The following is a 24,205-nucleotide window of genomic DNA, read 5'->3' as shown; positions in this document are numbered from 1 at the left end:
TCGGCCGCCAACAGTAAGAGTGCTAACAGCAAACCTCAAGCCCAGGGCTCTAGGGCAGGACTTGTCGGCAAGGACTTGACCCCTGAACTCCAGGTGAGGCGTTCAGCGCAGTGCCTCAGTTGTCCAGATTCTGGTTCCCTGGGTTGGATTCGTGCACAACTCGGTGCACTACTAAGCCGATTGCGCCTGGCCCACAGTGGGCGGCCAGAACCGATGGCAGTGGCGAAATTGTCACGGGCCATGACGTATGGGGCTCAAGCGCATCGGCGACTTCGATGGCGGCTTCTTCGGCTGCGAAATGCTGAACCGCCACCTGGACATCCCCAGGTGCCGCTCCGGTCGCGTGTTCGATCCCGAGCTCAGCGATGCGCGTTAACGCCCGATCGGTGTGGCGTATCCGGTCTAAAACACTGATGCTTCCGGCCGCGTCGAATCGCAGAATCGGCCGGATGTTCAAGAGATTACCCAAAACGGAAGCCGCTAGGGTGACTCGGCCACCTTTACGCAACGCATCCAATGATGGGACGGTGAGCCAGATATGCGAACCCATGGCGCGTTCCGCGGCCTCAATGGGGTCGCGGGATGTCATTGCCGCATCGGCGGCCGAGACTACCGCGAGTGCCTGACCGAAGCCGGCGCTGCAGGAATCGATCACATCGACCTCAACCGTGCATTGTTCTGCCGCAAGGCGCGCCGAATCGGCTGTATTAGAGAGCCTGCCGGCCATCGTGATCACGATGATCCGCTCCGCACCGTTCTCTACCGCATGATCGTAAGCCTCGCGGAATTTCCCTGGTGCGGGCCTGGACGTTGAAACCGACTGGCCAAGCGCAAAACCCATCGCAAGAGCACGCTGCAGGTCCGGATCACCATCGTTATACACCTGACCGCCAACGGTCACATGCATCGGCACGACCGAGAGATAACCGCGGTAGCTAGCAACAACCTCTTCGCTCAAACCTGCCGCGGAATCGGTGATGACCCACGTGCGGGGCCTACGCCCGGAATATGCGCGAGCCAACGCGGCGATGCGGTGGCCCAAACGAGGCTGTCCTCGCGTAGGATGCCGCTCGGAAGAAAGCGGCAACCTGCGCGTAAAGGATGGCAAACGGTCAGACATTAAACGACAATCGAAACCAATTTAGGGGCGCGGACAATGATCTTGCGGATCTGCTGGTCCCCCAAGAACCGCTGAACGTCCGGGTTCGCCAACGCCCGGGTCTGTAGATCCTCTTCAGAGATGTCCACCGGGACCTCGAGTTTGCCGCGGACTTTACCCTTGACCTGAACCACGGCGGTGATGGTCTCTTCCTTGAGCAGGGATTCATCCACCGCTGGGTACGGCACGCGGGCAATCGGCTGGCTATGGCCGAGCATGTGCCACATGTCCTCAGCGGTGTATGGGGAGACGAGGCTCAGAAGCAATGCGATGACCTCAGCTGCCTCGCGCACAGCCGGATCCGCTGGGCCAGCACCGGAATCGATGGCCTTACGGGTTGCGTTGGTGAGCTCCATCGCGTGAGCCACAACAACATTGAACTTCCCGTTCTCAAGGTTCTCGAGCGATTCGGCGAGGATCTTGTGCGTTACCGAACGCAGGTCTTGATCTCCACCAGCCGGGTCCGTTCCTGCCGCGCTGCTCACGTCTTGGGCAATACGCCAGGCACGTGCCAGGAACTTGGTAGCACCCGATGGCGAAACATTCGCCCAGTCGACATCGTCTTCGGGAGGGGATGCAAAAACCATGGTCAAACGGACGGCATCCACACCGAACTGATCGAGCTGTTCGCCCAGGTTCACGCCGTTGCCGAGCGACTTGGACATCGCCTTGCCCTGGTTCAAAACCTGGCCCTGGTTCAGCAACGCTCTGAACGGCTCGCTGAAATCGAGGTAGCCGAAGCTCTGTAGTGCCTTGGTGATGAAGCGTGAATACAGCAAGTGCAGGATCGCATGCTCAACACCGCCGACGTATTGATCAACCGGCAACCAGCGTTTGACGGCCTCGGTGTCGAAAGCCGCCTGGTCATTCTGCGGCGAGGCAAAACGCAAGTAGTACCACGAGGAGTCCACGAACGTGTCCATCGTATCGGTATCGCGCAGAGCCGGACCACTGCATTCAGGACAGGTCACGTTGACCCAGTCTTCGGCCCCAGCAAGCGGCGAACGGCCCTTGAGCGCAAGCTGTTCACCGCGAAGATCCTCTGGCAGGCGCACCGGCAGTTCGTCTTCGGGGACCGGGACCTCACCGCATGATGCGCAGTGGATGATCGGGATCGGTGCACCCCAGAAACGTTGGCGGGAAACGAGCCAGTCACGCAAACGGTAGGTGATGGCCTCATGCCCGGTACCGGCCTTCTCGACGATGTCGATGGCTTGAGCTATCGCATCTTGCTTGCTCAGCCCATCGAGCGGGCCGGAGTTGATGAGGGTGCCGTCGCCAACGGTGGCGACACCGCTGACGGCTGGGTCTTCCTCCCCCGTGTCGACAACGGTGCGCACTGGCAAATCGAAGGCGAGCGCGAATTCGAGGTCGCGTTGATCGTGGGCCGGCACGGCCATGATCGCCCCGGTTCCGTAGTCAGCCAGCACGTAATCGGAGGCCCACACCGGTACAGAAGCGCCGGATACCGGGTTGGTTGCGTAGCGGCCCAGGAACACGCCGGTCTTTTTGCGCTCTGTTGATTGGCGTTCGATGTCGGAGGCGGCTTTGACTGATTCCCGATACTCTTCGAACGCTGCACGGTGTTCGTCTGTGACCAGTTGGTCTGCGAGGTCGGCGTCCACGGCAACGACCATGAACGTTGAGCCGTAGAGGGTGTCGGGGCGGGTTGTGAACACTTCGATGGTGTGTTCGTCTTTACCGGCGTTGGCTTCGATCACGAAGTTCACGTTGGCGCCGTGGGACCGGCCGATCCAGTTGCGCTGCATCGCAAGCACACGCTCGGGCCACTTCCCTTCCAGCGCAGGCATCTCGTCGAGCAAACGGTCAGCGAAATCGGTGATCTTGAAGTACCACTGGTTCAGCGACTTCTTAGTGACTGGGGTTTTGCATCGCTCGCATGCGCCATCGACTACCTGCTCGTTGGCGAGCACTGTCTGGTCTTTAGGGCACCAGTTGACTGGCGAGTTCTTCCGGTAGGCCAACCCGTGCTTGAACAGCTCGAGGAATAGCCACTGGGTCCAGCGGTAATACTCCGGGTCGGAGGTGTGAAGGCGTGAGTTCCAGTCTGCGGAAATCGCATACCGTTTGAACGATTCCGCCTGGGTGTCGATGTTCTTATATGTCCACTCGGCCGGATGCTGATCGTTTTTGATCGCGGCGTTCTCAGCTGGCAGGCCGAAAGAGTCCCAACCGATCGGGTGGAAGACGTCGTAGCCTTGGTGTAGCCAGTGGCGTGCTACGACGTCACCGATGGCGAAGGCCTCAGCGTGACCCATGTGAAGGTCCCCCGACGGGTAAGGGAACATGTCGAGGACGTATTTACGTTCGCGGGAGCCGTCATCCGCTGGTGTGAAAACGTTGTTTTCTTCCCAATAACCCGCCCAGCGCTTCTCGATGGCGTGCGCATCGTAGGTGGCGTTCTCTTGTGGCGTAGGGGCCTGAGCCAACTGGTATTCCTCTTCTGTGTGGGTCAGCTTGTGCGTAGACAACTCGTGCGCGTGTGGCAGGAGTCAAAGCAGTTCCCTATTCTACGTGTGAAACGGGTTTCTGCATGTTTAGTGCATGTCACATAACGGCTGTATCAGGTTCCTGAATCGGCTTGGACGTCTTCATCAACCCAGTCGAAGCTGCGGTGGACGGCTTTGCGCCAGATGCGTTTCTTCCGCTCGACTCTTTGTTGGTCCATGGAACGGCTGAAGGTGCGCTCCAATTGCCAGTTCTCCTCGATTTCGTCCAGTGAATTCCAGACGCCAACGGCGAGCCCGGCGGCGTAAGCGGCACCGAGTGCCGTGGTTTCGGTGACGGCCGGCCGTAGAACATCGACACCGAGCAGGTCGGCTTGGAACTGCATCAAGACGTTATTGGTGACCATGCCGCCGTCCACTCGCAGTTCGGTGAGTTTGCCGTCAACGTCTTCTTCGGCGGCGTCGAAAACGTCAGCGGTTTGGAAAGCTGTCGCTTCCAGTACGGCGCGTGCGATGTGTTCGCGGGTCACGTACCGGGTGAGCCCAGTCATGACACCGCGAGCTTCGGGCTGCCACCACGGAGCGTAGAGTCCGGAGAAGGCCGGGACGATGTAGCAGCCGCCGGAGTCTTCAACTTCGCTCGCTAGCTCTTCGATCTGTGGGGCGTGTTCGAACATCTTGAGGTTGTCGCGTAGCCATTGAACCAGCGAGCCTGCTACTGCGATGGAACCCTCCAAGGCGTAGACGGGTTCTTGACCGTCGAGCTGATAGGCGATCGTTGTCAAGAGGCCTTTGGTGCTGCGTGCCGGTGTGGTTCCGGTGTTGTACATAACGAAGCAGCCGGTTCCGTAAGTGTTTTTGGCTTGGCCCGGTTTGAACGCGGCTTGTCCGAAGAGGGCTGCTTGTTGGTCACCGAGGATTCCTGCGATGGGCAGGCCTGCCCCGGGGTTGCCGCTACTGATGTGCCCGATGTGCCCGGATGATGTCACGATGCGGGGCAGCATCGCTTCAGGGATGTTGAAGTCGTTGAGGATGCTGGGTTCCCATGCTTGTTTGCGCAGGTTCATGAGCATGGTTCGAGACGCGTTGGTCACGTCGGTCACGTGCAGGCCTCCGTCTGGGCCGCCTGTGAGATTCCAGATGACCCAGGTGTCCATGGTTCCTGCAAGGAGTTCCCCGGCTTCTGCGCGTTTCTGCAGTTGCGGGTCTGTATCGAGGATCCAGCGCAGCTTGGTTGCGGAGAAGTATGTTGCTAGCGGCAAGCCTGTGACCTCGCGGTAGCGGTCGAGCCCACCGTCTTCTTCCATCTCATCGACGATGCGTTGGGTGCGGGCATCTTGCCACACGATGGCTGGGGTTACGGGCTCGCCGGTTGCGGCGTCCCATACAAGGATGGTTTCGCGTTGATTCGTGATGCCGATTCCCTGGACGGCGCTGGCCCTCTCCCCGAGGGTATCCAACAGTTCGGCTAATACGGCTGTGACATTGTCCCGAATTTCGGTCGCATCATGTTCGACCCAGCCTGGCAGGGGGAAGTGCTGTTGATGTTCACGTTGGGCCACTGCTTGCTGCTGACCGCGTTCATCGAAGGCGATAGCCCGGGAGGATGTGGTGCCTTGATCGATCGCCACAATAAGTTTTTGTGTCATGAAGCCCTCGATGATGTGCGTGGGTTGTTAAGAGTCTCAAAGCATCGTAGCGAGCGCGCGAGGTGAGCGCGACGTCAGGCATGCTTCGAGGCAAAGTGAAACCTGCTTATTGCGGCAGTGACAATAAGTAATTGTCTGGGTGACATCTGCTTAGTGTCGCCGCGACAACAACTTATTGTGCATCTGACCGGAACTAATTGTATAGGTGGCAATAACTAATTGCGCGAGTGACACTAAGTACCTGCCGTGGCGGCAATATGTAATTGTTTGCATGACAATATGTAGGTAGAGTTGCTTGCATGCACACCTGGGCTAATGTCACTGAACGCCGTAACCTCCAGCCCGAACTGGCGGTTTCGGTGATCATTTTCGCTTTCTCCAAGAAGCCGGCAGACTCCAACAACACCGATAGTTCTCAGCTCAAAAACCACTCTGAAGCACTGCCCTATCGCATTCAGATTCCGCTCATAGAACGGGTACGTGAGCCCTTCCGCGGCCGCTACGCGATCCCCGGGGCACCGGTTCAAGCCGCGCTTTCCCTCGATGATTCTGCAGCGGAGATCTTCACCCGCGTCACCGGTTTGAACGGTTATCAGCCGCAACAGCTACACACGTTCGGCGGCCTCTATCGCGCCGCTTGCCAGCGCCGCACCCCTGGGCAAGATGGGCTCCCTCCCGACATCTCAGAGGATTCCCTGCACGTGGGCAGCTTGCGGGTGGTCACGGTTGCATACTGGTCCATGGTGCGCCTGGATGACGTTGATGCCGCGTATCAAGTCGCTGAAGCGGACCCACGGCTAAGCTGGTGGGACATCGATGACTTGCCGCCTCTGGCCTTCGATCACAGCCACATCATCGCTCAAGCCCGGCAAGCCTTGCGCGAAATCGAATTGGACGAGCTCGCTCACGCGAGCCTGCCATCGAAGTTCATCCTCGCTGACTTACGTGAACTCGTCGAAACCATCCAGGGGCAACAGCTGGACCCTGGGAACTTTCAACGCAGCATCAAAAACCAGCCTCGGATCAAAGCCACCTCAGAATTCCTGGAGGGCACCAAACACAGGCCGCCGAGGCTTTACACGCTTGAGTCACCCTAAGTGGGGACCCTGCCGGTCACGCTCGTGCCAGTTCGGCGGTGAAGCCAAAGGGGCCTCACGCCCGCGCCGTACTGGCCTCCAAGATCTCCTCGATCTCACGCACGAGTGCATCTTCCCCCACATCGCCTTGAGCCGCAGTATCTTTACCGGCTTCAACGCTGAGGGCTGTGTCCTGTCTCACGATCCCATTGAAACGCAGGTTTGTGCGGCGCCTGAGGATGTCTTCGGCGTTCGTGGCGTGTTCGCGCTCCGCCATCCACGCGACCTCGCCTCTCAGCAACTCCCGCGTGTGCGCAAGAGGGTGTGCAGCGTCGGGATCTGTTCCTGAGTCGATGAGGTGTGCGATGAAGTCTGCGACCTCGTTCGCATACGAACCGTAGCGCTTAACGAGAGCGCGGGCGTAGGTGGAACCAACCACTGCTTCGCAGTCCTTCGTGGGGTCATCACCACGGATCATCCCTTTGATGTCCCGACCGCGCGTGGTTCTGATGCGGTCACGGTCAAGCTGATCCAGAGCCTGATCGGTGAGCTGCTCCCCGACCGCACGGAACGTAGTGAGCTTTCCACCCACAAGGCACAACAGCGGGATCTCGATGCTCTTTACCCGACCGTTGCGGGTCCCTCGCATGCTGTGGCTCAGGTGCACGATGTGGTGGTCACGCGTGATGGCGCCTGTCGCGTCAGCGTTTGATCGCGGTAGCGGCCGCACCCCAGCGAAAGTGTGGACCACGTGCTCCTCACTGATCGGGATCGTCGGGAACATGTCCTGGACGAGCTCAAGCAGATATTCGTATTCCTCATCGGAGCATTCGGGTACTTCCCCGGGGTCCGCGGGTAAGTCGGTTGTTCCGACGAGTACGCGTTCGCCCAGGGGGCAGATCAACACGATGCGGCCGTCTTGATGTTCAAAGAAAATCTCGCCGCCGCGGCATGCTTCAAGTAGTTGAGGGTGATCCAGAACCAAGTGTGCACCTTTGGTTCCACCCATGAACGAGGTTTCATGCCCCAAAGCACGGTTAGTGAGGTCAACCCAGCTACCGGTGGCGTTGATGATGACGCGGGGCCGAACCTGGATGTGTTGGCCAGTGAGCTGGTCAGTCAACGTGATCCCATCGGATGCATCGATAGTGCTTGCTGTGGTGCCGGTCAACGCCAGCTGATTTGCGATGCGGGCCCCGTGATCTTCGGCCTCACTCAGCAGATCGATAATGAGACGCTCAGGGCTTTCGACCTGAGCGTCTTGATACTGCGCGACAAAGCGAGTATCTGGGCGCAGATCAGGGAACGCGCGCCGTACAGCTTGACGCCCCAGCAAGAAGGAATGCCGTTTAAGGCCAGCCGCTTTCCTACTCGCACGGGAGTATGTGTCATAGAGCACAAGCCCGGCCTTGATCATCAACGCCCCGCGTTCAGCCGGGACGCCGCGATAGTCCTTGAAGAGAAAACGTAGCGGAGCATTCAAAAGACCCGTGAGGGTTGTACGCAAAGGAATGAACGTGGGCAACGGGCGCACCCGATGCCCGGCATGACGCAAAAGACGGTTACGTTCCTGGACCGACTCCTTCACTAGCCGGAACTCGCCATACTCCAAGTAACGGATACCGCCGTGAATCATATGGCTGGATGCGCCACTTGCCCCGTATGCGAAGTCATGAGCTTCCGCTAGCACAACGTCGATGCCCTGCAACGCCAACTCACGCGCCGCTGCCGCGCCGTTGATACCGCCACCAAGGATCAAAACATCGGTTTCCGGACGCTGCGCGATCCGCTGGACCGAGGCCCGCACCGGCGCTGTCCCCGCCGCATGCCTACCCCTTGCTAGATTCAATGGTGGAGCAAGCGAGGATGATGGATCTACCGGAGCAGAGCCGAGCCCAGATGAAGTAAGTGGAGCGGAGCAGGCTGGAGCAGAGCCGGCTGGAACAGTATCGGCGTGGTGGTCCTTGGAATGCATACCGACCATCTTGCCCGGATGAACTTCAGGCAACAAGCGCAACCTCAGACGAAAACCGCAATAACACCTACTGGACACATAAGGTTAAAACGTGAGTAAACCCAGCATCACCAAACACCCATACCCCGACTCTCTCGCGCTCGCCGCAAGCCCTTTAGACGATGACCGGGACTCGCTGTATTTCGACCTCACGGTATGCGGTTCACGCATGCGCACGTGGGTGTATCCAGCGCAGCAGAATGCATCAGGTGAACAAGGCGCTGCGGGATCTCGTGTGGTGCTTGCGATCCATGGTTTCCGCGGGGACCATCACGGCCTACGCCGCCTCATCAACGCAATGCCTGAGCACACCTGGATTGTCCCGGATCTACCCGGCTACGGGGTCTCTAGCGCGTTTGATACCCAACAGGCACGCCACAGCGCTATAGGCTTTCACGAAGTCATCGACGCCCTCATCGATGCCCTCGAGCTGGATGCTGAGACGGTCCTGCTCGGCCACTCGTTCGGCTCGGTCGTCGCCTCAACCTATATGGCCGCCAATCCGGGGCGTTTCGGGCAGCTCATCCTGATCAACCCGATCTCCGAGCCGCCGCTGGCAGGCCGCCACATCGTGTTGACCCAGGCAACCCGCTTGCTTTATGAGCTCGGGACCCGGGTTCCAGCGCGCTGGCGCACCGCGGTATTGAGTTCCACTGCACTCGTTGACGGGGCGAGCCTCACCATGACCACAAGCCGTGATCAGGCCACGAGGGAGTATGTCAGGCATCAGCATCGGGCATATATGAGCGGCTTCGCAAGCCCCGAAGTGCTACTGGAAACCTATGAATCCTCGGTGCACACCACGGTGCTCGATGCCGCCGCCGAGGTCGATGCGCCGACACTGCTGATCGCAGGGGCCGGGGATCCGCTCGGCACGGTGGCAAGCCAGACAGCGCTCGAAGCACTGTTTCCCAACGCGCGGCTCGTGATAATCCCGCAGGTGGGTCACCTGATTCACTATGAAACCCCACGTGCCGCGGCAAGAGCGATACGCGCGTGGCTCGGCAGGCCCGAATAGGTGAGGCTAGAGCTCGGTTGGGTCGTCGACCCGGACCGTGACTTTGGGGTCGCGCCGCAGCGACCCTAGTGCCTTACGTCGCCGTAGCGCGTGCGTTACGGTGGGTCCGGCCGCGTAGTCGAAGAACAACAGCCACCGTTGCTCGGCAGTATCCGTAACGCCGCCTTCGGAGCTGCCCTGTACCGGCGTTGGCCCTACAGCGCGCACTCCATCCACGGCCTGGATGTCGAGGCAGAACTGCTGCGCGGCCTCACGCGGCCCAGACAACGACGCCGTGCGCACCGCTGGAGGCAAACCCACCTCAGCCCGCTCCGCGAGCTCCTGGGCGGCCAGCCCAGCCGGATCCCACCGGACTAAAGCCCTACCCTGAGGCGAAGGGTGGCCCGTTAGAACAACCTGGCCGCCTGCCTCGCGCCCACGCACCAAAGCTGCAGCAGCAAACCACCGATGCGCCACGTCCTCCCCCGAACGCAACCCACCGGAGGCAAGCATCGCATCGGCATCCAAGAGCAACGCGGCCGCATAGCCACCATCCACGAGAGGCTCAGCACCCGGTGTTGCGATCACCAACTGAGGCTTAGCATCCACGTGATGGAGTGCATCCGCACCAGTCGCACGCACCACAGGTACTCCCGGGAATGCCCGACCGAACTCCTCAACCGTTCGCTGTGCCCCAACATGGCCTGCACGCAAACTCCGGCCACCACACTCCTCACACGCGAAAGCGCGCTCGATCAAGCCGCACCAGCCACACGTCGGCGCAGGATCATTCGCTCCCAAAAACTGCAGCGGGCCCTGACACTGCCGGCAGCGGGCAGGCATTCTGCAGCGTTGACATCGCAACAAGGGGATGAACCCGGTGCGTGCCACTTGAACCAGAACAGGCCCGGACTCAAGCCCAGCACGGGCAACCTCGAAAGCTAAACGAGGGAGCCTGACCGAATGGAAAATAGGGTCCCGTTCCGACTCATAACTATCCGAGGTCGCCCTGACCCATGGGGTACGGTCCCGCAACACAGGGCGAGCGGCACTTAATGGTTTGGCCCAACCGGTCTCAACAAGCCGCTGCGCTTCAGAGCTACGAGCAAAGGACGCGAAGACAGCTGCACAACCGCTGTGTTGAGCACGCAACAAAAGGACCTCGCGGGCATGATGATACGGGGCGCGCTGCTCAACATGGGTTTGATCATGGTCATCCCACATAGCAACCAAACCCAGGTTCCACACCGGAGCGAAAGCCGCAGACCGCGTACCCACAGCAATCCTCCTCTGCCCCGTCACCACCTCAAGAAAGGACCGGTAGCGAGCGCTCGGGCCGTCCTCAGCCGATAACCTCGCATAAGCATCCGCACCCACCACAGCATCCAGCGCACGCGTCACAGCATCAAGATCTCGGGCATCCGGAACCACCAGAACACTGCCTCGACCCGAAGCCAGCGTTGCCGCCGCAGCTGTTGCCAAGCGCACCGCCCAGCCCTCGATGTGATGCGGTGTATCACTCGACTGGTTGTGCCGGGCAGCATCCGCCGTGGTCTGCGCCGAGGTTTCCGCCGTGGCTTCCGCCGTTGCTTCCCCTGGGGTGACCGCTACAACAGCCCGGGGAGCCTCACCTGCCAACAACTCAGTGAGCAACCACGCCTCAGGGTCCTCTGCCTCCCACGCCTTCGCCCACCGAGCTGTATCAGGGCAAGCGAGCGGAAGCTCAACCGGGCCATGCCAAGGCTCCTTCTCTATCCTGGCAACACGAGGAACCACAGCAGACTTCGCAACATCGGCCACCGTACCGGCATACCGGTCAGCGACCGCCTCACACAGCGAACGCACCTCAGAAGAGAAAACAGGTAGCGGTGAGAAAACCGTCGTAAGCGGCCTAGGGGTGACCTCAGGATCACACTGGGCAACCCGCTCCACGATATAACCGTTAACCCTGCGCCCACCGAAAACCACCCGCACACGCGCACCGGCAACCGCATCGGAATCCTGCTCCTTCAGCACCGCATAATCGAATAAGCGGTCAAGATGCGGAACCGGGGTATCCACCAGAACCCGAGCATACGGGAGATGCTCAGCGTACTGATCAGCGCCAATACGAGGCTTCTTCTGAGATGGCCTCTTTGGCTTCGTATCTGTGACACCAGCCGGAGTACGGAACTGGGAGGCGTCGAACAAAACGCCGTCTGGCGATTCAGTCAACAGGCCTCCCAGCTCAACACGATCTAGATGGGGGAATCAGAGGTTGAAATACGACTTGAGCGCATCAACCCGGTCCAGGTTCTCCCACGTGAAATCAGGGTCCGGGCGACCGAAATGGCCGTGCGCGGCCGTCTTCCGATAGATCGGACGCTTCAAGTTGAGGTCCTCGATGATACCGAGTGGACGCAGATCGAAAACCTCACGGATCGCGCTAGCGATCTTGACCGGATCCTCCTGGGAGGTACCGAACGTTTCAACATAGAGACCAACCGGGGCGGCCTGCCCAATCGCATACGCAACCTGAATCTCAGCTCGATCAGCCAAGCCAGCCGCAACAACATTCTTAGCTACCCAACGTGCAGCATAAGCCGCCGAACGGTCAACCTTTGACGGGTCCTTACCAGAGAACGCACCACCACCATGGCGAGCGAAACCACCATAGGTATCAACGATGATCTTGCGACCTGTGAGTCCCGCATCCCCCACCGGGCCACCGATGATGAACTTACCCGAAGGATTCAATAGAACCTCGGCATTCGAAGAATCCAACGATTCGGTCGAAAGAACCGGCTTGACCACAAAATCATGCAGATCAGACTGAACCGAAACCAAGTCATAGTCCTCGGCATGCTGGCTTGAGACCACCACCGACTCAATAGAGACAGGCTTGTTCCCGTCATAGCCGATCGTGACCTGCGTTTTACCGTCTGGGCGAAGGCCCGGCAACACCCCGTCGCGACGCACACGCGTCAACTGTTGCGAGAGCCGATGCGCCAAATGGATCGGGGTCGGCATGAAAGAGTCATTCTCGTTGGTTGCATAACCGAACATGATGCCTTGATCGCCGGCGCCCTGAGCATCACGCGGATCCTTGGCTTTCCCAAGCCGTTCTTCAAGAGACGAGAACACACCAGAGGCGATCTCTTGGGACTGCTGCCCAATAGAGATATTCACCCCGCAGCGGGCACCATCAAAACCGTTCGCGGAGGAGTCATAGCCCAAATCAAGGATCGTATCGCGCACAAGTTGGGGGATCTCAACGTAGGCGTCAGTCGTAACCTCACCGGCAACTTGAACCAACCCCGTGGTCGTCAAAGTCTCAACAGCAACACGAGACTCAGGGTCTTTATCCAAGAGCGCATCCAGGATCGCGTCGGAAATCTGGTCACAGATCTTGTCCGGGTGACCTTCCGTCACGGATTCCGAGGTGAAAAGCCGCAAACTATCAGAAGTAAACATAACAATTATCGATTCTTTAGTGCTTCAGCGATCTACCCAGGACTTTAGCGCGCCAAGCGCTTTACAATCGCATCCACGATAAATTCAGAAACATAACGTTTCGAGCCGGAAATCTCACCGGCGTCCTCGCCGTCGGCGGCAAGCACGGCGACCGTATTGTTTGGTGTGCCGAACCCACGCGTTTCCGAGACCTCGTTCACGACGAGAAGATCCGCACCCTTGCGTTTAAGTTTGGCTCTGCCGTATTCCAGAACGCTTGCGTTCTCATCGCCGGTCTCCGCGGCGAAACCAACGATGAGGCGGGGCAGGAGGTCCGCATCCTGTGAAGCGCTGGCCTGCTGACCACCCTGCTCCGGCGCGCGCCGATCCTTAGCCCGTGAGCGCCGGTCCTCCACCAGCCCTTTCAGGATGTCCGGATTGCGGACCAGCTCGATCACGGGCGCGGAATCGTCTTCCGGGTTCTTCTTGATCTTGCTGCCCACATATTCTTTAGGCCTGAAGTCAGCTACTGCAGCAGCCATGACAACGATGTGAACCTCGCTAGCAGATGCACGCATCGCTTGTTCCAGCTCGGCTGCCGTGGTCACAGAGGTGACCTCTACCCCATCGGGTGCCGGAACTTCGATGTTAGCTGCGACGAGCTCGACCTCGGCGCCGGCATCGCGCAAAGCCTCCGCCACGGCGACCCCTTGACGGCCGGTAGAACGGTTGCCGAGGAAACGCACCGGATCCAACGGTTCACGCGTGCCACCTGCGCTCACAAGCGCCCGGACGCCCGCAAGAGGTGCCTCGCCGGCGTGTGGGGTGGCGCTATCGAGCAACGCGAGTGCCTCTTGCGCGATGACCGGGATTTCTTCGAGACGGCCCGGCCCGGAGTCTTTGCCCGTGAGCCGGCCTACCGCTGGGTCAGGCACGGCAATTCCGCGGCTACGCAGAGTCGATACGTTCGCTTGCGTTGCGGGGTTAAGCCACATTTCCGTGTGCATGGCCGGGGCCATGTACACCGGTGATGTTGTGGTTAGGATGGTGGCAGTCAGCAGGTCATCGGCGCGACCTGCAGCCACACGGGCTAGAAGGTCTGCGGTGGCAGGCGCTACCACCACGAGGTCAGCTTCTTGGCCTAGGCGTACGTGGTTGACCGCATCGACGGCTTCAAACACTGAGGTCCTCACCGGATTGTGAGACAACGCTTCCCAGGTTGCGGCACCAACAAAGTTCAGGGCGGACTCGGTTGGGATCACATCAACGTGATGACCGGCCTCGGTGAACTCACGCACCAAGCCCGGGACTTTATATGCGGCGATACCACCGCCAACGCCTACGACAATCCGAGCCATACCAATCCCCTATCTCGCTCAACCGGTACGCTATCTACGCCACTGAGCGCAGGGCTTTATTCAGCGGCTTGCTGCGACTCGTTGAGAGGCTTCACATCCAGGAGGCCGTCGTTGTATTCGCGCAACGCGATCGAAAGCGGTTTCTCGTTCGGCTGGGTATCAACCAGCGGGCCAACGTATTCGAACAGTCCCTCGTGCAACTGCGAGTAGTATGCGTTGATCTGGCGGGCACGCTTGGCGGCATTGATCACCAGCGCGTACTTGGAATCAACGTGGGTCAGCAGTTCATCGATCGAAGGGTCGGTGATACCTGGCAGTTCTTCAGACACAAAGTCTCCTTGAATTGATATTGACAGGCCTTGTCAACAGCGCCGTCTCTTCTCGAGAGCACCGTGAGGTGCAAACTATAATTCTACAACCTTGCGGCCGCAGCTTCAGACTTCGCGGCAACGCAAACGTCAATGAGTGGGCTCGATCCCCATGATCTGCACGAGTTCGGCTGCCGCGCGCTCGACCTCGTCGTTGATGATCGTGTGGTCGAACTCGGCTTCAGCCGCAAGTTCCTTCTTGGCGGTCTCAAGCCGACGGTTCTGTTCTTCTTCGCTTTCTGTACCGCGGCCAATCAGCCGTGCGACCAGCTCATCCCAGGATGGAGGGGCCAGGAACACGAAACGCGCTTGAGGCAGGGTTTCGCGGATCTGCCGGGCACCCTGTAGATCGATTTCCAGAAGAACGTGCTTACCCTTGGCAACAGCAGCATCAACCGATGCCCGCGGGGTACCGTAGGTGTTCTGCCCGTGCACGATCGCGTATTCGAGCATCTCGCCGGCATCGATCATGCGGCGGAACTCTTCAGGGGATACAAACTGATAGTGCACCCCATCGATTTCGCCTGGGCGCGGTTGCCGAGTTGTCGCAGACACCGAAAGCCACACGTCAGGATAGTTTTCCCGGATGAAGGTCGAGACGGTTCCCTTCCCTACTGCGGTCGGTCCAGCCAGCACCGTGACCCGCGTAGGGTTCGTTTGGGTTTCAGCCTGTGCCATAGACATTCCTCCGTTGCAAGGGAATCGTAGGGCCTTAGCCCCACTGATTTTAGTTGATTGCTGTAGCGAGGTCCTCTTGTGCGGATTCGATCGCGGCTTCCATCGCATATGGTTTGGCCAATGATCGTGACGCCGGAACGACCACTTGGTCCCACACATCCCCGAAGGCTGCTGCGAGGTCCGATGCGGTGGCACCTTGCGCCCCATAGCCTGGGGTCAGAAGTGGCGGCTTACCGGTAGCGAGGTCGATGCCGAGGTTGCGTGCCGCATCGCCTGTCGTTGCGCCAACAACGAGGCCAACGTCACCAAGCGCTGGTGCTACTGTCTCGGCCTGCGTCCGAGTCTGAGCCTTGCGCATCCGTTCGTTGATGTCCGCGACATCGGTAATGACGCGGCGTGCCGCGGAGTCGCTTCCGCCGGCGTGTTGAACGCGTGCGCCTTCCGGATTGGACGTCAACCCAAGCACGAATACACCGCCGCCGAATTCGGCGGCCACATCGAAGACCGGGCCGAGCGCCCCCACACCGAGATATGGGGAGACCGTTACGGCATCGGCAACCAATGGTGAGGAAGGATCCAGCCAGGCTTGGGCATAGCCGGCCATCGTGGAGCCTATGTCGCCACGTTTGGCATCCGCTAGAACAAGGATTCCCTGTTCCTTCGCCTCGGCCTGGACTCGTTCAAGAGCCGCGAAGCCCGCAGAACCGAACCGCTCAAACAGGGCGACCTGCGGTTTGATGATCCCGGCTCGGCCGGCTGCGGCTTTCACTGCGGCCAAACCGAATTCGAGCGCGCCGTCAGCGGAATCGGCGAGCCCCCAGTCCTTGAGTGTGGAAGGATGCGGGTCGATCCCCACACACAGCTTGCCGTAGCGCTCAAGGGCGTGAGCTAGCCGGCAACCGAACGGCTCGGTGCTACCCGTTGTCATGGCTTAGCCTTCTTCGCCTGCGCGGATCGCGGCGAGACGTACGGCATGCTCTTGCAGGCTTGCAACCTCCCACGGATAGGTCCGTAGCGCCTCGATCGCCATGACAGCTGAGCTGAATTCCGCAACGGTTGTGATGATCGGGGTACCTACAGAGGTAGCCGCGGCGCGGATCTCGTAGCCATCGGAGCGGGAATCCCCACCACCGGATGGGGTGTTCATGATCATCGCGATCTCACCGTCAGTGACGAGGTCGACAATCGAACGCTCATTCCCAGCCTCGTGAACCTTGTTCACAACGGTCGCCTTGATGTCGTTGCGGCGCAACACATCGGCAGTGCCACCCGTGGAGACGATCTCGAATCCGAGGTCCGCCAAGAGCTTGACCGGCATCACTACAGATCGCTTATCGCGGTTAGCTACCGAGACAAAGACCTTACCTTCGGTTGGCAACGGATTGTTGGCGGCGGCTTGGGACTTCGCGAAAGCGGTATCGAAGTGCTTGTCGATACCCATGACCTCGCCTGTGGACCTCATCTCCGGGCCGAGCAGAGAGTCGACCGCGCGGCCATCCTCGGTCCGGAAGCGGGCGAACGGCAGGACTGCCTCCTTGACGGCGATCGCTGAGCCCATCGGTAAGGACGCGCCGTCGCCTTCAGCTGGCAGGATCCCGCCACGCATCGAGGCGATGGTGGCGCCCACACCGATGAGTGCGGCGGCTTTAGCGAGCTCAACACCGGTTGCCTTCGAGACGAACGGGACCGTGCGGGATGCGCGTGGGTTCGCTTCGATGACGTAGAGGACATCGGAGGCGAGAGCGAACTGGATGTTGATCAGGCCGCGCACGCCAACGCCTTCGGCGATAGCTCGGGTTGCTGCCGAGACCCGATCGAGGGTCTCTTGCGAAAGCGTGGTTGGCGGCAGGGTGCACGCCGAGTCACCGGAGTGGATACCGGCTTCTTCGATGTGCTCCATGACGCCACCGATGAACAGATCGCTACCATCGAAGAGTGCGTCAACGTCGATCTCGATCGCGTCCTCAAGGAAGCGGTCCACGAGCATTGGATGATCAGCGGTGATCTCGGTCGCGTTCTCAACGTAGGTTGCCAGCTGGGCTTCGTCATAGACGATCTCCATGCCGCGGCCACCCAGAACGTAGGACGGGCGGACCAGAACCGGGTAACCGATTTCGTCCGCGATTCTCTTGGCCTGATCGAAGGATACGGCGGTTCCGTTCTTCGGCGCGGTCAGCCCCGCGCGATCAAGCACGCGCTGGAACTCACCGCGGTGCTCGGCAAGATCAATCGCGGTTGGGCTCGTGCCCAGGATCGGAACTCCTGCGGCTTCGAGTTCTGCGGCGAGCTTGAGCGGGGTCTGCCCGCCGAGCTGAACGTAGACACCCAGAACGCCGCCGGTAGCCTGCTCCGCCTGAATGATTTCCAAGACGTCTTCAAGCGTGAGCGGTTCGAAGTACAGACGGTTGGAGACGTCGTAGTCGGTTGAGACGGTCTCCGGGTTGCAGTTGATCATGACCGTCTCATAGCCGGCATCGCGCAGCGCCATGGTCGCATGGACGCACGAGTAGTCAAACTCGATGCCCTGCCCGATGCGGTTAGGCCCGGAGCCGAGGATGATCACGGATGGCTTATCGTGCTGTTCGAGTTCGCATTCCTCATCATATGAGGAGTACAGGTATGGCGTGAACGCCTCGAACTCAGCGGCGCACGTGTCCACGGTTTTATACACCGGACGGATGCCGAGTGCTTGCCGGATGCCGCGCACAACGTCTTCACGGCGGTGTGAGAGTTTAGCGATCTGGGCATCGGAGAAACCGTGACGTTTAGCCAAACGCAGGGTCTCTGGCGCGAGGTCCTGATCAGCTGCGATCTCTTGTGCAACCTCGTTGATCAGTTGCAACTGATCGAGGAACCACGGGTCGATCGCGGTAGAGGCGTAGACGCGTTCGATGCTCGCACCACCTAGCAGGGCGCGCTGAACGTTATAGATGCGTTCGGTTGAGCCGCGCTCGGAGCTGGCCAGCAGCTGAGCGATCTCGGCTTCGTCCGGCTTCTCAAAGCTGAACTCGGCATCTTTCTGCTCAAGCGAACGCATCGCTTTCTGCAGCGCTTCGGTGAAGTTGCGGCCCAGAGCCATCGCTTCACCGACCGACTTCATGGTAGTGGTCAGTGTGGCATCAGCTGCCGGGAACTTCTCGAACGCGAAGCGCGGAACCTTCACAACCACATAGTCAAGAGCCGGTTCGAAGGACGCCGGGGTTTTCTGCGTGATGTCGTTCGGGATCTCATCGAGGGTATAGCCCAGCGAGAGCTTCGCGGCGATCTTTGCGATCGGGAAGCCGGTGGCTTTGGACGCCAGGGCCGAGGAACGCGAGACGCGTGGGTTCATTTCGATCACGACCACGCGGCCGGTTGCTGGGTCTACTGCGAACTGGATGTTGCAACCGCCCGTGTCGACACCGACTTCACGGATCACGTTGATCGAGATGTCACGCAGCTTCTGATACTCGACGTCGGTCAGCGTCATAGCTGGTGCCACGGTGATCGAGTCACCCGTGTGGACACCCACCGGATCGAAGTTTTCGATGGTGCACACAACAACCACGTTGTCGTTCTTATCGCGCATCATCTCGAACTCGTATTCCTTCCAGCCGAGGATGGACTCCTCGAGGAGCACCTCACTGGTTGGTGAATACTGAAGCCCGGCACCGCAGATGCGGCGTAGGTCTTCTTCGTTATAGGCCATTCCGGAGCCAAGCCCACCCATCGTGAAGGACGGGCGGACCACGACCGGATAGCCGAGTTCCTCGACGGCCTCGAAGGCCTGTTCCATGGTGTGAACGATCGCTGAGCGGGCTGATTCGCCGCCGGAGCGTTCCACAACTCCTTTGAACTTCTCGCGGTCTTCACCGAGTTCGATGGCTTCGATATTCGCGCCGATCAGCTCAACGTTATATTCAGCGAGCACGCCGGATTTATCGAGCTCGATCGCGGTGTTGAGTGCGGTCTGGCCACCCAGGGTTGGCAGAAGCGCGTCCGGGCGTTCTTTCTCGATGATCTTGGCGACTACGTTCGGGGTGATCGGTTCGACGTAGGTCGCATCCGCCATCGCAGGGTCGGTCATGATGGTCGCCGGGTTCGAGTTCACCAGGATCACACGCACGCCCTCTTCCTTGAGGACGCGTAGCGCTTGGGTTCCTGAGTAGTCGAATTCGGCGGCCTGGCCGATCACGATCGGGCCTGATCCGATGACAAGGACGGATGAAATGTCAGTGCGCTTTGGCATGGAGGTTTCAGCCTTCCTTCTGCGAGGTGTGCGCTTGCATGAGTTCGATGAAACGGTCGAAAAGGTACGAGGAATCGTGCGGGCCCGCACCGGATTCCGGGTGGTATTGGACGGAGAACGCCGGGATATCGAGGCAACGGAGACCTTCGACGACCTGGTCGTTGAGACCGATGTGAGAGACCTCGACGCGCCCGAAGCGTGACTCTGGGGCTTCAACAGTGCCCTCGATCGGCACATCGATCGCGAAGCCGTGGTTTTGGGAGGTGATCTCGACGCGGCCGGTCGCCTTGTCAAGCACTGGCTGGTTCATGCCGCGGTGGCCAAACGGCAGTTTATAGGTCGAGAAGCCTAGCGCCCGGCCGAGGATCTGGTTGCCGAAGCAGATCCCGAACAGTGGGATGTTGGCATCGAGCACGTCGCGTACGAACTTCACTTCCGGGTCAGCCTGGGACGGGTCGCCCGGGCCGTTGGAGATGAAGACACCGTCGAAGTTCTCTGCCTTGATGTCGGCAAAAGTCGATGCGGCAGGCAGAACGCGCACGCGTACGCCGCGTTCTGCTAGGCGGCGCGGGGTCATGCCTTTGATACCGAGGTCGAGTGCGGCAACGGTCGCTAGCGGTTCGCCTTCCCATCCGTGTTCAGCAGGATCAACCCAGTAGCTTTCCTTGGTGGTCACGGTCTCGGAGAAGCGTTGGCCTTGCATGCTCGGCTGGTCTTTGACGGTCTTGATGAGTTCCTCGACCGGTTTGTCTGCGGCCTCGCCGGAGAAGATGCCGGCCTTCATTGCACCTGCAGAGCGGATGTGGCGGGTTACCGCCCGGGTGTCGATCCCGGCGATCCCGACGATGCCGTCGCGTTCAAGCTCGTCATCCAGCGTTGTTTCGGAACGCCAGTTGGATGCGATGCGTGACGGTTCGCGGACTGCATAGCCGGCGACCCAGATGCGTGCCGATTCGTTATCGGTTGGGTTCGCGCCGGTGTTGCCGATGTGGGGGAAGGTCTGGACGACGATCTGGCCTGCATAGGACGGGTCGGTCAAGGTTTCCTGATAACCGGTCATGCCTGTGGTGAACACGAGCTCACCGAGGGTTTGGCCACGTTTGCCGTAGGCGTGCCCGCGGAATACGCGGCCGTCTTCGGTGACAAGTAGTGCCTTGTCGTGATCGGTGTGTGCCACCTATGCCGTCCTTTCTGGGTGGTGCCCGGAAGCGTTGCCCGCGTGCTCTGCCGCGGTGGTGTCAGTTTCCGGATGCGTCTGAATTTCTGGGGCGAGCTTGTATAAAGCCGCCAAGAGTGTGCTGTGTACGGTGCGGGTTTCGGCGCGGAATCCGGTGTCGACGCTGGTTTCGCCAAGTTTATGGCGGATCACGATGATCCCGCCGTCTTCAACGAACTTACCCACCATTCCGCGCACCGTGGTGATGCCTGCGATATTGGCGGCCGGGATGAAGAAGTTCTCTGCTTCCGTACGGTAGACGGACACGCCGTCATCCCCTATAGAGAGTGCTGCCGCGCATCGCACGCCAAGCTCGTGTGCCGCGATCCTTTCGAGATGCTGGCCCGCGAAGGTCGTGACAACGTAGGTGCCTTCGCCTTCGGCGCGGGGCTCGGTCAAGCTCGCGGGCAATTGTTCGGGCGCCTGGATCCCGGACTGGCGTTTCTTTCGGTGTGACCAACCAAGCAACATCAATACGATCGCGATCACACAGATCGCGACGGTCACGATCAGGCCAATGAACTCTCCCTGTGTCATGCGATCACCTTGCGTGGGCTAGCGAGTTCGCCATCAACGACTGTGGCGTGGCCTGCATAGAACGTGTGCATGACCTTGCCTGGCAACTCTAGGCCTTTATACGGGGAGTTACGGCCCTTGGTGTGGTGTTCCTCAGGGTTCACGACGCGTACCGCGCTCGGATCATACAGCGTCACATTCGCTACTGACCCGACTTCCAGGGGCTGGCCGTGGTTAGTGGCCTTGATGAGCTTGGCTGGTGCGGTGGACATGATGCGTGCGACGTCTTCCCACGTGATCATGCCCGTATCCACGAGCGTCTTCTGCACCACTGGTAGAGCGGTCTCCAAACCGGTCATGCCCATCGCGGCTTCGTTCCAAGCGCACTGCTTGGTCTCCGAGGTGTGAGGTGCGTGGTCGGTTCCGATCATGTCGATCGTGCCGTCAGCAACAGCCTCACGTAGCGCGAGGGTGTCTTCCTTAGTACGCAGCGGTGGGTTGACCTTGAACACCGGGTCGTAGCCGCGAACCATCTCTTCAGTGAGCAGTAGGTGGTGCGGGGTTACCTCGGCGGTCACATCGATCCCCTGGGACTTTGCCCAACGGATGATTTCCACGCTACCTTTAGTTGAGACGTGGCATACGTGCAAACGCGAGTTGACGTGCTGGGTCAGCAACACATCGCGGGCGATGATCGATTCCTCTGCAACGGCAGGCCAGCCGGTCAGTCCAAGCTCTGAGGAGACGATGCCTTCGTTCATCTGTGCGCCCTCTGTCAGGCGCGGCTCCTGGGCGTGCTGGGCCACCACACCGTCGAAAGAGCGGACATATTCAAGAGCCCTGCGCATCAGGACCGGATCAAACACGCACATGCCGTCATCGGAGAACATACGGACCTGGGCGTGGGAATCAGCCATAGCGCCGAGTTCGGCGAGCCGCTCCCCTGCCAGCCTCTGGGTCACAGCACCGATCGGGCGTACTTCCGCCCACCCGGCTTCTTCACCCAGCTGGCGTACCGACTCAACAACACCGGCGGTGTCTGCAACCGGCATCGAATTCGCCATCGCATACACCGCAACGAAACCCCCGGCCGCCGCGGCCTGGGTTCCGGTCTCAACGGTTTCGGCGTCCTCGCGGCCTGGCTCACGCAGGTGGGTGTGAGGGTCAACCAAACCTGGAAGCGCGATGAGCCCTTCAGCATTGATGACTTCTGCGTCGGAAGGTGCGGTGATGCTGCCGGCCTCGGCAATATCGCGAATATCCCCTTCGGCCAGCAGGATGTCTGCGGTGTTCCCGTTAGGGAGCGTGACGGATTGAATCAACGTGGTCGTCATGATCAGGCCTTCTGAGTGTCGGTCGAATCTCCAGCCAAAACCAGGTAAAGCACAGCCATTCGGACGGCTACACCTGCGGAGACTTGGTTGAGTACACGGGAATTGGGGGCATCCGCTGCTGTGGAGCTGATTTCTAGGCCTCGGTTCATGGGGCCCGGATGCATCACGATGGCTCCTTGCTTCATGGATGCGTGACGCGCGGGTGTCAATCCCCAGCGGCGTGAATACTCAGATGCCGATGGGAAGAAGGCCCCGTGCATCCGTTCAGCCTGAACACGCAACATCATCACGGCATCAGGTTCGCTCGCGAGTGCTTCATCAAAGTCGTGGGTCACTCTCACCGGCCAATCACCGACGCTGTGCGGCATCAGTGTTGGAGGGGCAACCAGTGTGACCTCGGCACCCAAGGTGTTCAGCAGCCACACGTTGGAGCGGGCCACACGCGAGTGCAGAATATCGCCGACGATCACAACGCGCGCGCCATCGAGGCCCTGCCCGAGCGAGGGTTCACCCTTCAGGGCTGCACGTTCGCGGCGTAACGTGAATGCGTCCAGAAGCGCCTGTGTTGGGTGTGCGTGGGTTCCATCGCCTGCGTTGACGATTGCGGCGTCGATCCAGTCGGTTTCAGCGAGGCGGTAAGCCGCACCTGAGGAGCTGTGGCGGATGACGATCGCGTCAGCACCGATCGCTTCGAGTGTCTGGGCGGTGTCTTTGAGGGATTCCCCCTTGGAGACGGACGAGCCTTTCGCGCTGAACGTGATCACGTCGGCTGAAAGCCTTTTCGCGGCAGCTTCGAACGAGATGCGCGTGCGGGTTGAGTCTTCAAAGAAGAGGTTTGCAACAGTCAGGCCGCGCAGGGTTGGGAACTTCTTGATTTCCTTACCTGTGGAATCCGTCATGGATTCAGCGATATCTAAGATCCGGATCGCTTCTTCACGGCTGAGGTCTTTAGTGTCCAGGAGGTGGCGCATCAGTTATCGGCCTTCCCCGTTGCAGACTCAGCTTGCGCGGTGTCGTCTGTGTCAGGTTGGGACGCGGCAGGACGTTCGATGATCACACGGTCAGCGCTATCGATCTCTGTGAGTTCTACACGCACAGATTCGGTGCGTGAGGTGGGGATGTTTTTGCCTACGTGGTCGGCACGGATCGGAAGTTCACGGTGCCCGCGGTCCACTAAGACTGCAAGACGCACCGCTTGCGGGCGGCCACAGTCAACGAGCGCATCAAGGGCCGCGCGGATCGTGCGGCCTGAAAAGAGGACGTCATCGACCAAGACCACGGTTTGGTCATCGACCCCGGTGTCCGGCAAGCGTGTTGGCGCGGGTACGCGCGGAGCGCGGCGGCGGACGTCATCGCGGTGCATCGTGATGTCAAGCGAGCCGCAGAAAGAAGCGGCTGGACGGTTGATGATGCGCTCAAGTTTCTCAGCGAGCCGTTGCGCCAAAGGGACTCCACGAGAAGGGATCCCCAGGACCACAAGATCATCTCCGCCGCGGTTTTTCTCAACGATCTCGTGAGCGATCCGCGTGAGGGCGCGATCAATGTCGGATGCATTCATCACTTCAGCGATTTCAGCTGAGGTGTTACCCATGCGCCGACCTCCTTCCCCGCCTCACTGGACGGTTGTTAAAGGCTGTCTTCTGCGGTTCTCTAATCTACCAGTCGCATCGGCTAGCGCCGGGCTTCGTTACCCACGCGCACGTGTGATCTCA

The 24,205-nt window shown here is 60.0% G+C and carries 18 protein-coding genes; 2 read left to right on the top strand and 16 right to left on the bottom strand.

All coding sequences use genetic code 11. From position 1 onward, the window contains the following. Nucleotides 1-115 precede the first annotated feature (115 nt). The 3 genes from HMPREF3160_RS08495 to glpK all read right to left on the bottom strand — a co-directional run bounded on the left by HMPREF3160_RS08495 (nt 116) and on the right by glpK (nt 5,276). Complete coding sequence (locus HMPREF3160_RS08495; RefSeq protein WP_083285580.1) at nt 116-1,120, bottom strand: DegV family protein; 1,005 nt, start codon at nt 1,118-1,120, stop codon at nt 116-118. After that, nucleotides 1,120-3,609, bottom strand: a complete 2,490-nt coding sequence (leuS, locus tag HMPREF3160_RS08490) for a leucine--tRNA ligase (protein WP_083285579.1) — start codon at nt 3,607-3,609, stop codon at nt 1,120-1,122. The genes HMPREF3160_RS08495 and leuS overlap by 1 nt, the downstream gene beginning before the upstream one ends. A 134-nt stretch (nt 3,610-3,743) precedes the next feature. After that, a complete protein-coding gene (glpK, locus tag HMPREF3160_RS08485; RefSeq protein ID WP_070508023.1) occupies nt 3,744-5,276 on the bottom strand; it encodes a glycerol kinase GlpK in 1,533 nt (510 codons plus the stop codon). A gap of 299 nt (nt 5,277-5,575) precedes the next feature. On the opposite strand from glpK, the gene HMPREF3160_RS08480 reads away from it, so the two are divergent. After that, a complete protein-coding gene (locus HMPREF3160_RS08480; protein WP_070508022.1) occupies nt 5,576-6,373 on the top strand; it encodes an NUDIX hydrolase in 798 nt (265 codons plus the stop codon). A gap of 55 nt (nt 6,374-6,428) precedes the next feature. Here the strand turns inward: HMPREF3160_RS08480 and HMPREF3160_RS08475 are convergent, their stop codons facing one another. Then, entirely contained in the window at nt 6,429-8,159 is a 1,731-nt protein-coding gene (locus tag HMPREF3160_RS08475; RefSeq protein WP_176744725.1) for a glycerol-3-phosphate dehydrogenase/oxidase, read from the bottom strand. Nucleotides 8,160-8,418: 259 nt separating this feature from the next. Here HMPREF3160_RS08475 and HMPREF3160_RS08470 point away from each other — a divergent pair, with 259 nt between their 5' ends. Further along, complete coding sequence (locus tag HMPREF3160_RS08470) at nt 8,419-9,384, top strand: alpha/beta fold hydrolase (protein ID WP_070508021.1); 966 nt, start codon at nt 8,419-8,421, stop codon at nt 9,382-9,384. A 6-nt stretch (nt 9,385-9,390) separates the two neighbouring features. Here the strand turns inward: HMPREF3160_RS08470 and HMPREF3160_RS08465 are convergent, their stop codons facing one another. From HMPREF3160_RS08465 to pyrR, 12 genes are all read right to left on the bottom strand, one after another. Then, entirely contained in the window at nt 9,391-11,577 is a 2,187-nt protein-coding gene (locus HMPREF3160_RS08465) for a primosomal protein N' family DNA-binding protein (RefSeq protein ID WP_083285577.1), read from the bottom strand. 36 nt (nt 11,578-11,613) lie between these two features. Continuing rightward, a complete protein-coding gene (gene metK, locus HMPREF3160_RS08460) occupies nt 11,614-12,816 on the bottom strand; it encodes a methionine adenosyltransferase (protein ID WP_070508020.1) in 1,203 nt (400 codons plus the stop codon). 44 nt (nt 12,817-12,860) lie between these two features. Next, nucleotides 12,861-14,153: a bifunctional phosphopantothenoylcysteine decarboxylase/phosphopantothenate--cysteine ligase CoaBC gene (coaBC, locus tag HMPREF3160_RS08455; protein WP_070508019.1), complete on the bottom strand. Its 1,293-nt coding sequence runs from the start codon at nt 14,151-14,153 to the stop codon at nt 12,861-12,863. 56 nt (nt 14,154-14,209) lie between these two features. After that, nucleotides 14,210-14,482 carry a DNA-directed RNA polymerase subunit omega gene (gene rpoZ, locus HMPREF3160_RS08450; protein ID WP_035755188.1) on the bottom strand — a complete coding sequence of 91 codons (273 nt, stop codon included), beginning with the start codon at nt 14,480-14,482 and terminating at the stop codon, nt 14,210-14,212. Nucleotides 14,483-14,611: 129 nt separating this feature from the next. Continuing rightward, on the bottom strand, nt 14,612-15,199 hold the full coding sequence (gene gmk / locus HMPREF3160_RS08445) for a guanylate kinase (RefSeq protein ID WP_070492201.1): 588 nt from the start codon (nt 15,197-15,199) through the stop codon (nt 14,612-14,614). Between the two features lie 49 nt (nt 15,200-15,248). After that, nucleotides 15,249-16,127, bottom strand: a complete 879-nt coding sequence (gene pyrF, locus HMPREF3160_RS08440; protein ID WP_070492204.1) for an orotidine-5'-phosphate decarboxylase — start codon at nt 16,125-16,127, stop codon at nt 15,249-15,251. A 3-nt stretch (nt 16,128-16,130) separates the two neighbouring features. After that, entirely contained in the window at nt 16,131-19,427 is a 3,297-nt protein-coding gene (gene carB, locus HMPREF3160_RS08435; RefSeq protein WP_070492207.1) for a carbamoyl-phosphate synthase large subunit, read from the bottom strand. A 7-nt stretch (nt 19,428-19,434) separates the two neighbouring features. Continuing rightward, nucleotides 19,435-20,604 (bottom strand): glutamine-hydrolyzing carbamoyl-phosphate synthase small subunit, encoded by a 1,170-nt coding sequence (gene carA / locus HMPREF3160_RS08430; RefSeq protein WP_070492209.1) that lies wholly within the window; start codon nt 20,602-20,604, stop codon nt 19,435-19,437. Continuing rightward, on the bottom strand, nt 20,605-21,180 hold the full coding sequence (locus HMPREF3160_RS08425) for a PH-like domain-containing protein (protein WP_052048312.1): 576 nt from the start codon (nt 21,178-21,180) through the stop codon (nt 20,605-20,607). Then, nucleotides 21,177-22,493, bottom strand: coding sequence for a dihydroorotase (locus HMPREF3160_RS08420; RefSeq protein WP_035755177.1), 1,317 nt, complete (start codon nt 22,491-22,493; stop codon nt 21,177-21,179). The genes HMPREF3160_RS08425 and HMPREF3160_RS08420 overlap by 4 nt, the downstream gene beginning before the upstream one ends. Before the next feature lie 2 nt (nt 22,494-22,495). After that, nucleotides 22,496-23,464, bottom strand: coding sequence for an aspartate carbamoyltransferase catalytic subunit (locus tag HMPREF3160_RS08415; protein ID WP_070492212.1), 969 nt, complete (start codon nt 23,462-23,464; stop codon nt 22,496-22,498). Continuing rightward, entirely contained in the window at nt 23,464-24,084 is a 621-nt protein-coding gene (gene pyrR / locus HMPREF3160_RS08410; RefSeq protein WP_070492215.1) for a bifunctional pyr operon transcriptional regulator/uracil phosphoribosyltransferase PyrR, read from the bottom strand. Before pyrR ends, HMPREF3160_RS08415 begins: the two co-directional genes overlap by 1 nt. Nucleotides 24,085-24,205: the final 121 nt, after the last annotated feature.

The sequence above is a fragment of the Arthrobacter sp. HMSC06H05 genome (assembly GCF_001807395.1).
GTDB lineage: Bacteria > Actinomycetota > Actinomycetes > Actinomycetales > Micrococcaceae > Pseudoglutamicibacter > Pseudoglutamicibacter albus.
The sequence above is the reverse complement of the archived record's forward strand: the minus strand, read 5'-3'. Positions and strand labels throughout refer to the sequence as shown.

Bases quoted from the DNA above. Each gene is read 5' to 3' on its own strand.
- glpK (WP_070508023.1), bottom strand. From the start codon at position 5,276: ATGACACAAAAACTTATTGTGGCGATCGATCAAGGCACCACATCCTCC.
- metK (WP_070508020.1), bottom strand. From the start codon at position 12,816: ATGTTTACTTCTGATAGTTTGCGGCTTTTCACCTCGGAATCCGTGACG.
- HMPREF3160_RS08415 (WP_070492212.1), bottom strand. From the start codon at position 23,464: ATGCGCCACCTCCTGGACACTAAAGACCTCAGCCGTGAAGAAGCGATC.
- pyrF (WP_070492204.1), bottom strand. From the start codon at position 16,127: ATGACAACGGGTAGCACCGAGCCGTTCGGTTGCCGGCTAGCTCACGCC.
- carB (WP_070492207.1), bottom strand. From the start codon at position 19,427: ATGCCAAAGCGCACTGACATTTCATCCGTCCTTGTCATCGGATCAGGC.
- HMPREF3160_RS08420 (WP_035755177.1), bottom strand. From the start codon at position 22,493: ATGACGACCACGTTGATTCAATCCGTCACGCTCCCTAACGGGAACACC.
- pyrR (WP_070492215.1), bottom strand. From the start codon at position 24,084: ATGGGTAACACCTCAGCTGAAATCGCTGAAGTGATGAATGCATCCGAC.
- HMPREF3160_RS08495 (WP_083285580.1), bottom strand. From the start codon at position 1,120: ATGTCTGACCGTTTGCCATCCTTTACGCGCAGGTTGCCGCTTTCTTCC.
- HMPREF3160_RS08480 (WP_070508022.1), top strand. From the start codon at position 5,576: ATGCACACCTGGGCTAATGTCACTGAACGCCGTAACCTCCAGCCCGAA.
- gmk (WP_070492201.1), bottom strand. From the start codon at position 15,199: ATGGCACAGGCTGAAACCCAAACGAACCCTACGCGGGTCACGGTGCTG.
- HMPREF3160_RS08425 (WP_052048312.1), bottom strand. From the start codon at position 21,180: ATGACACAGGGAGAGTTCATTGGCCTGATCGTGACCGTCGCGATCTGT.
- coaBC (WP_070508019.1), bottom strand. From the start codon at position 14,153: ATGGCTCGGATTGTCGTAGGCGTTGGCGGTGGTATCGCCGCATATAAA.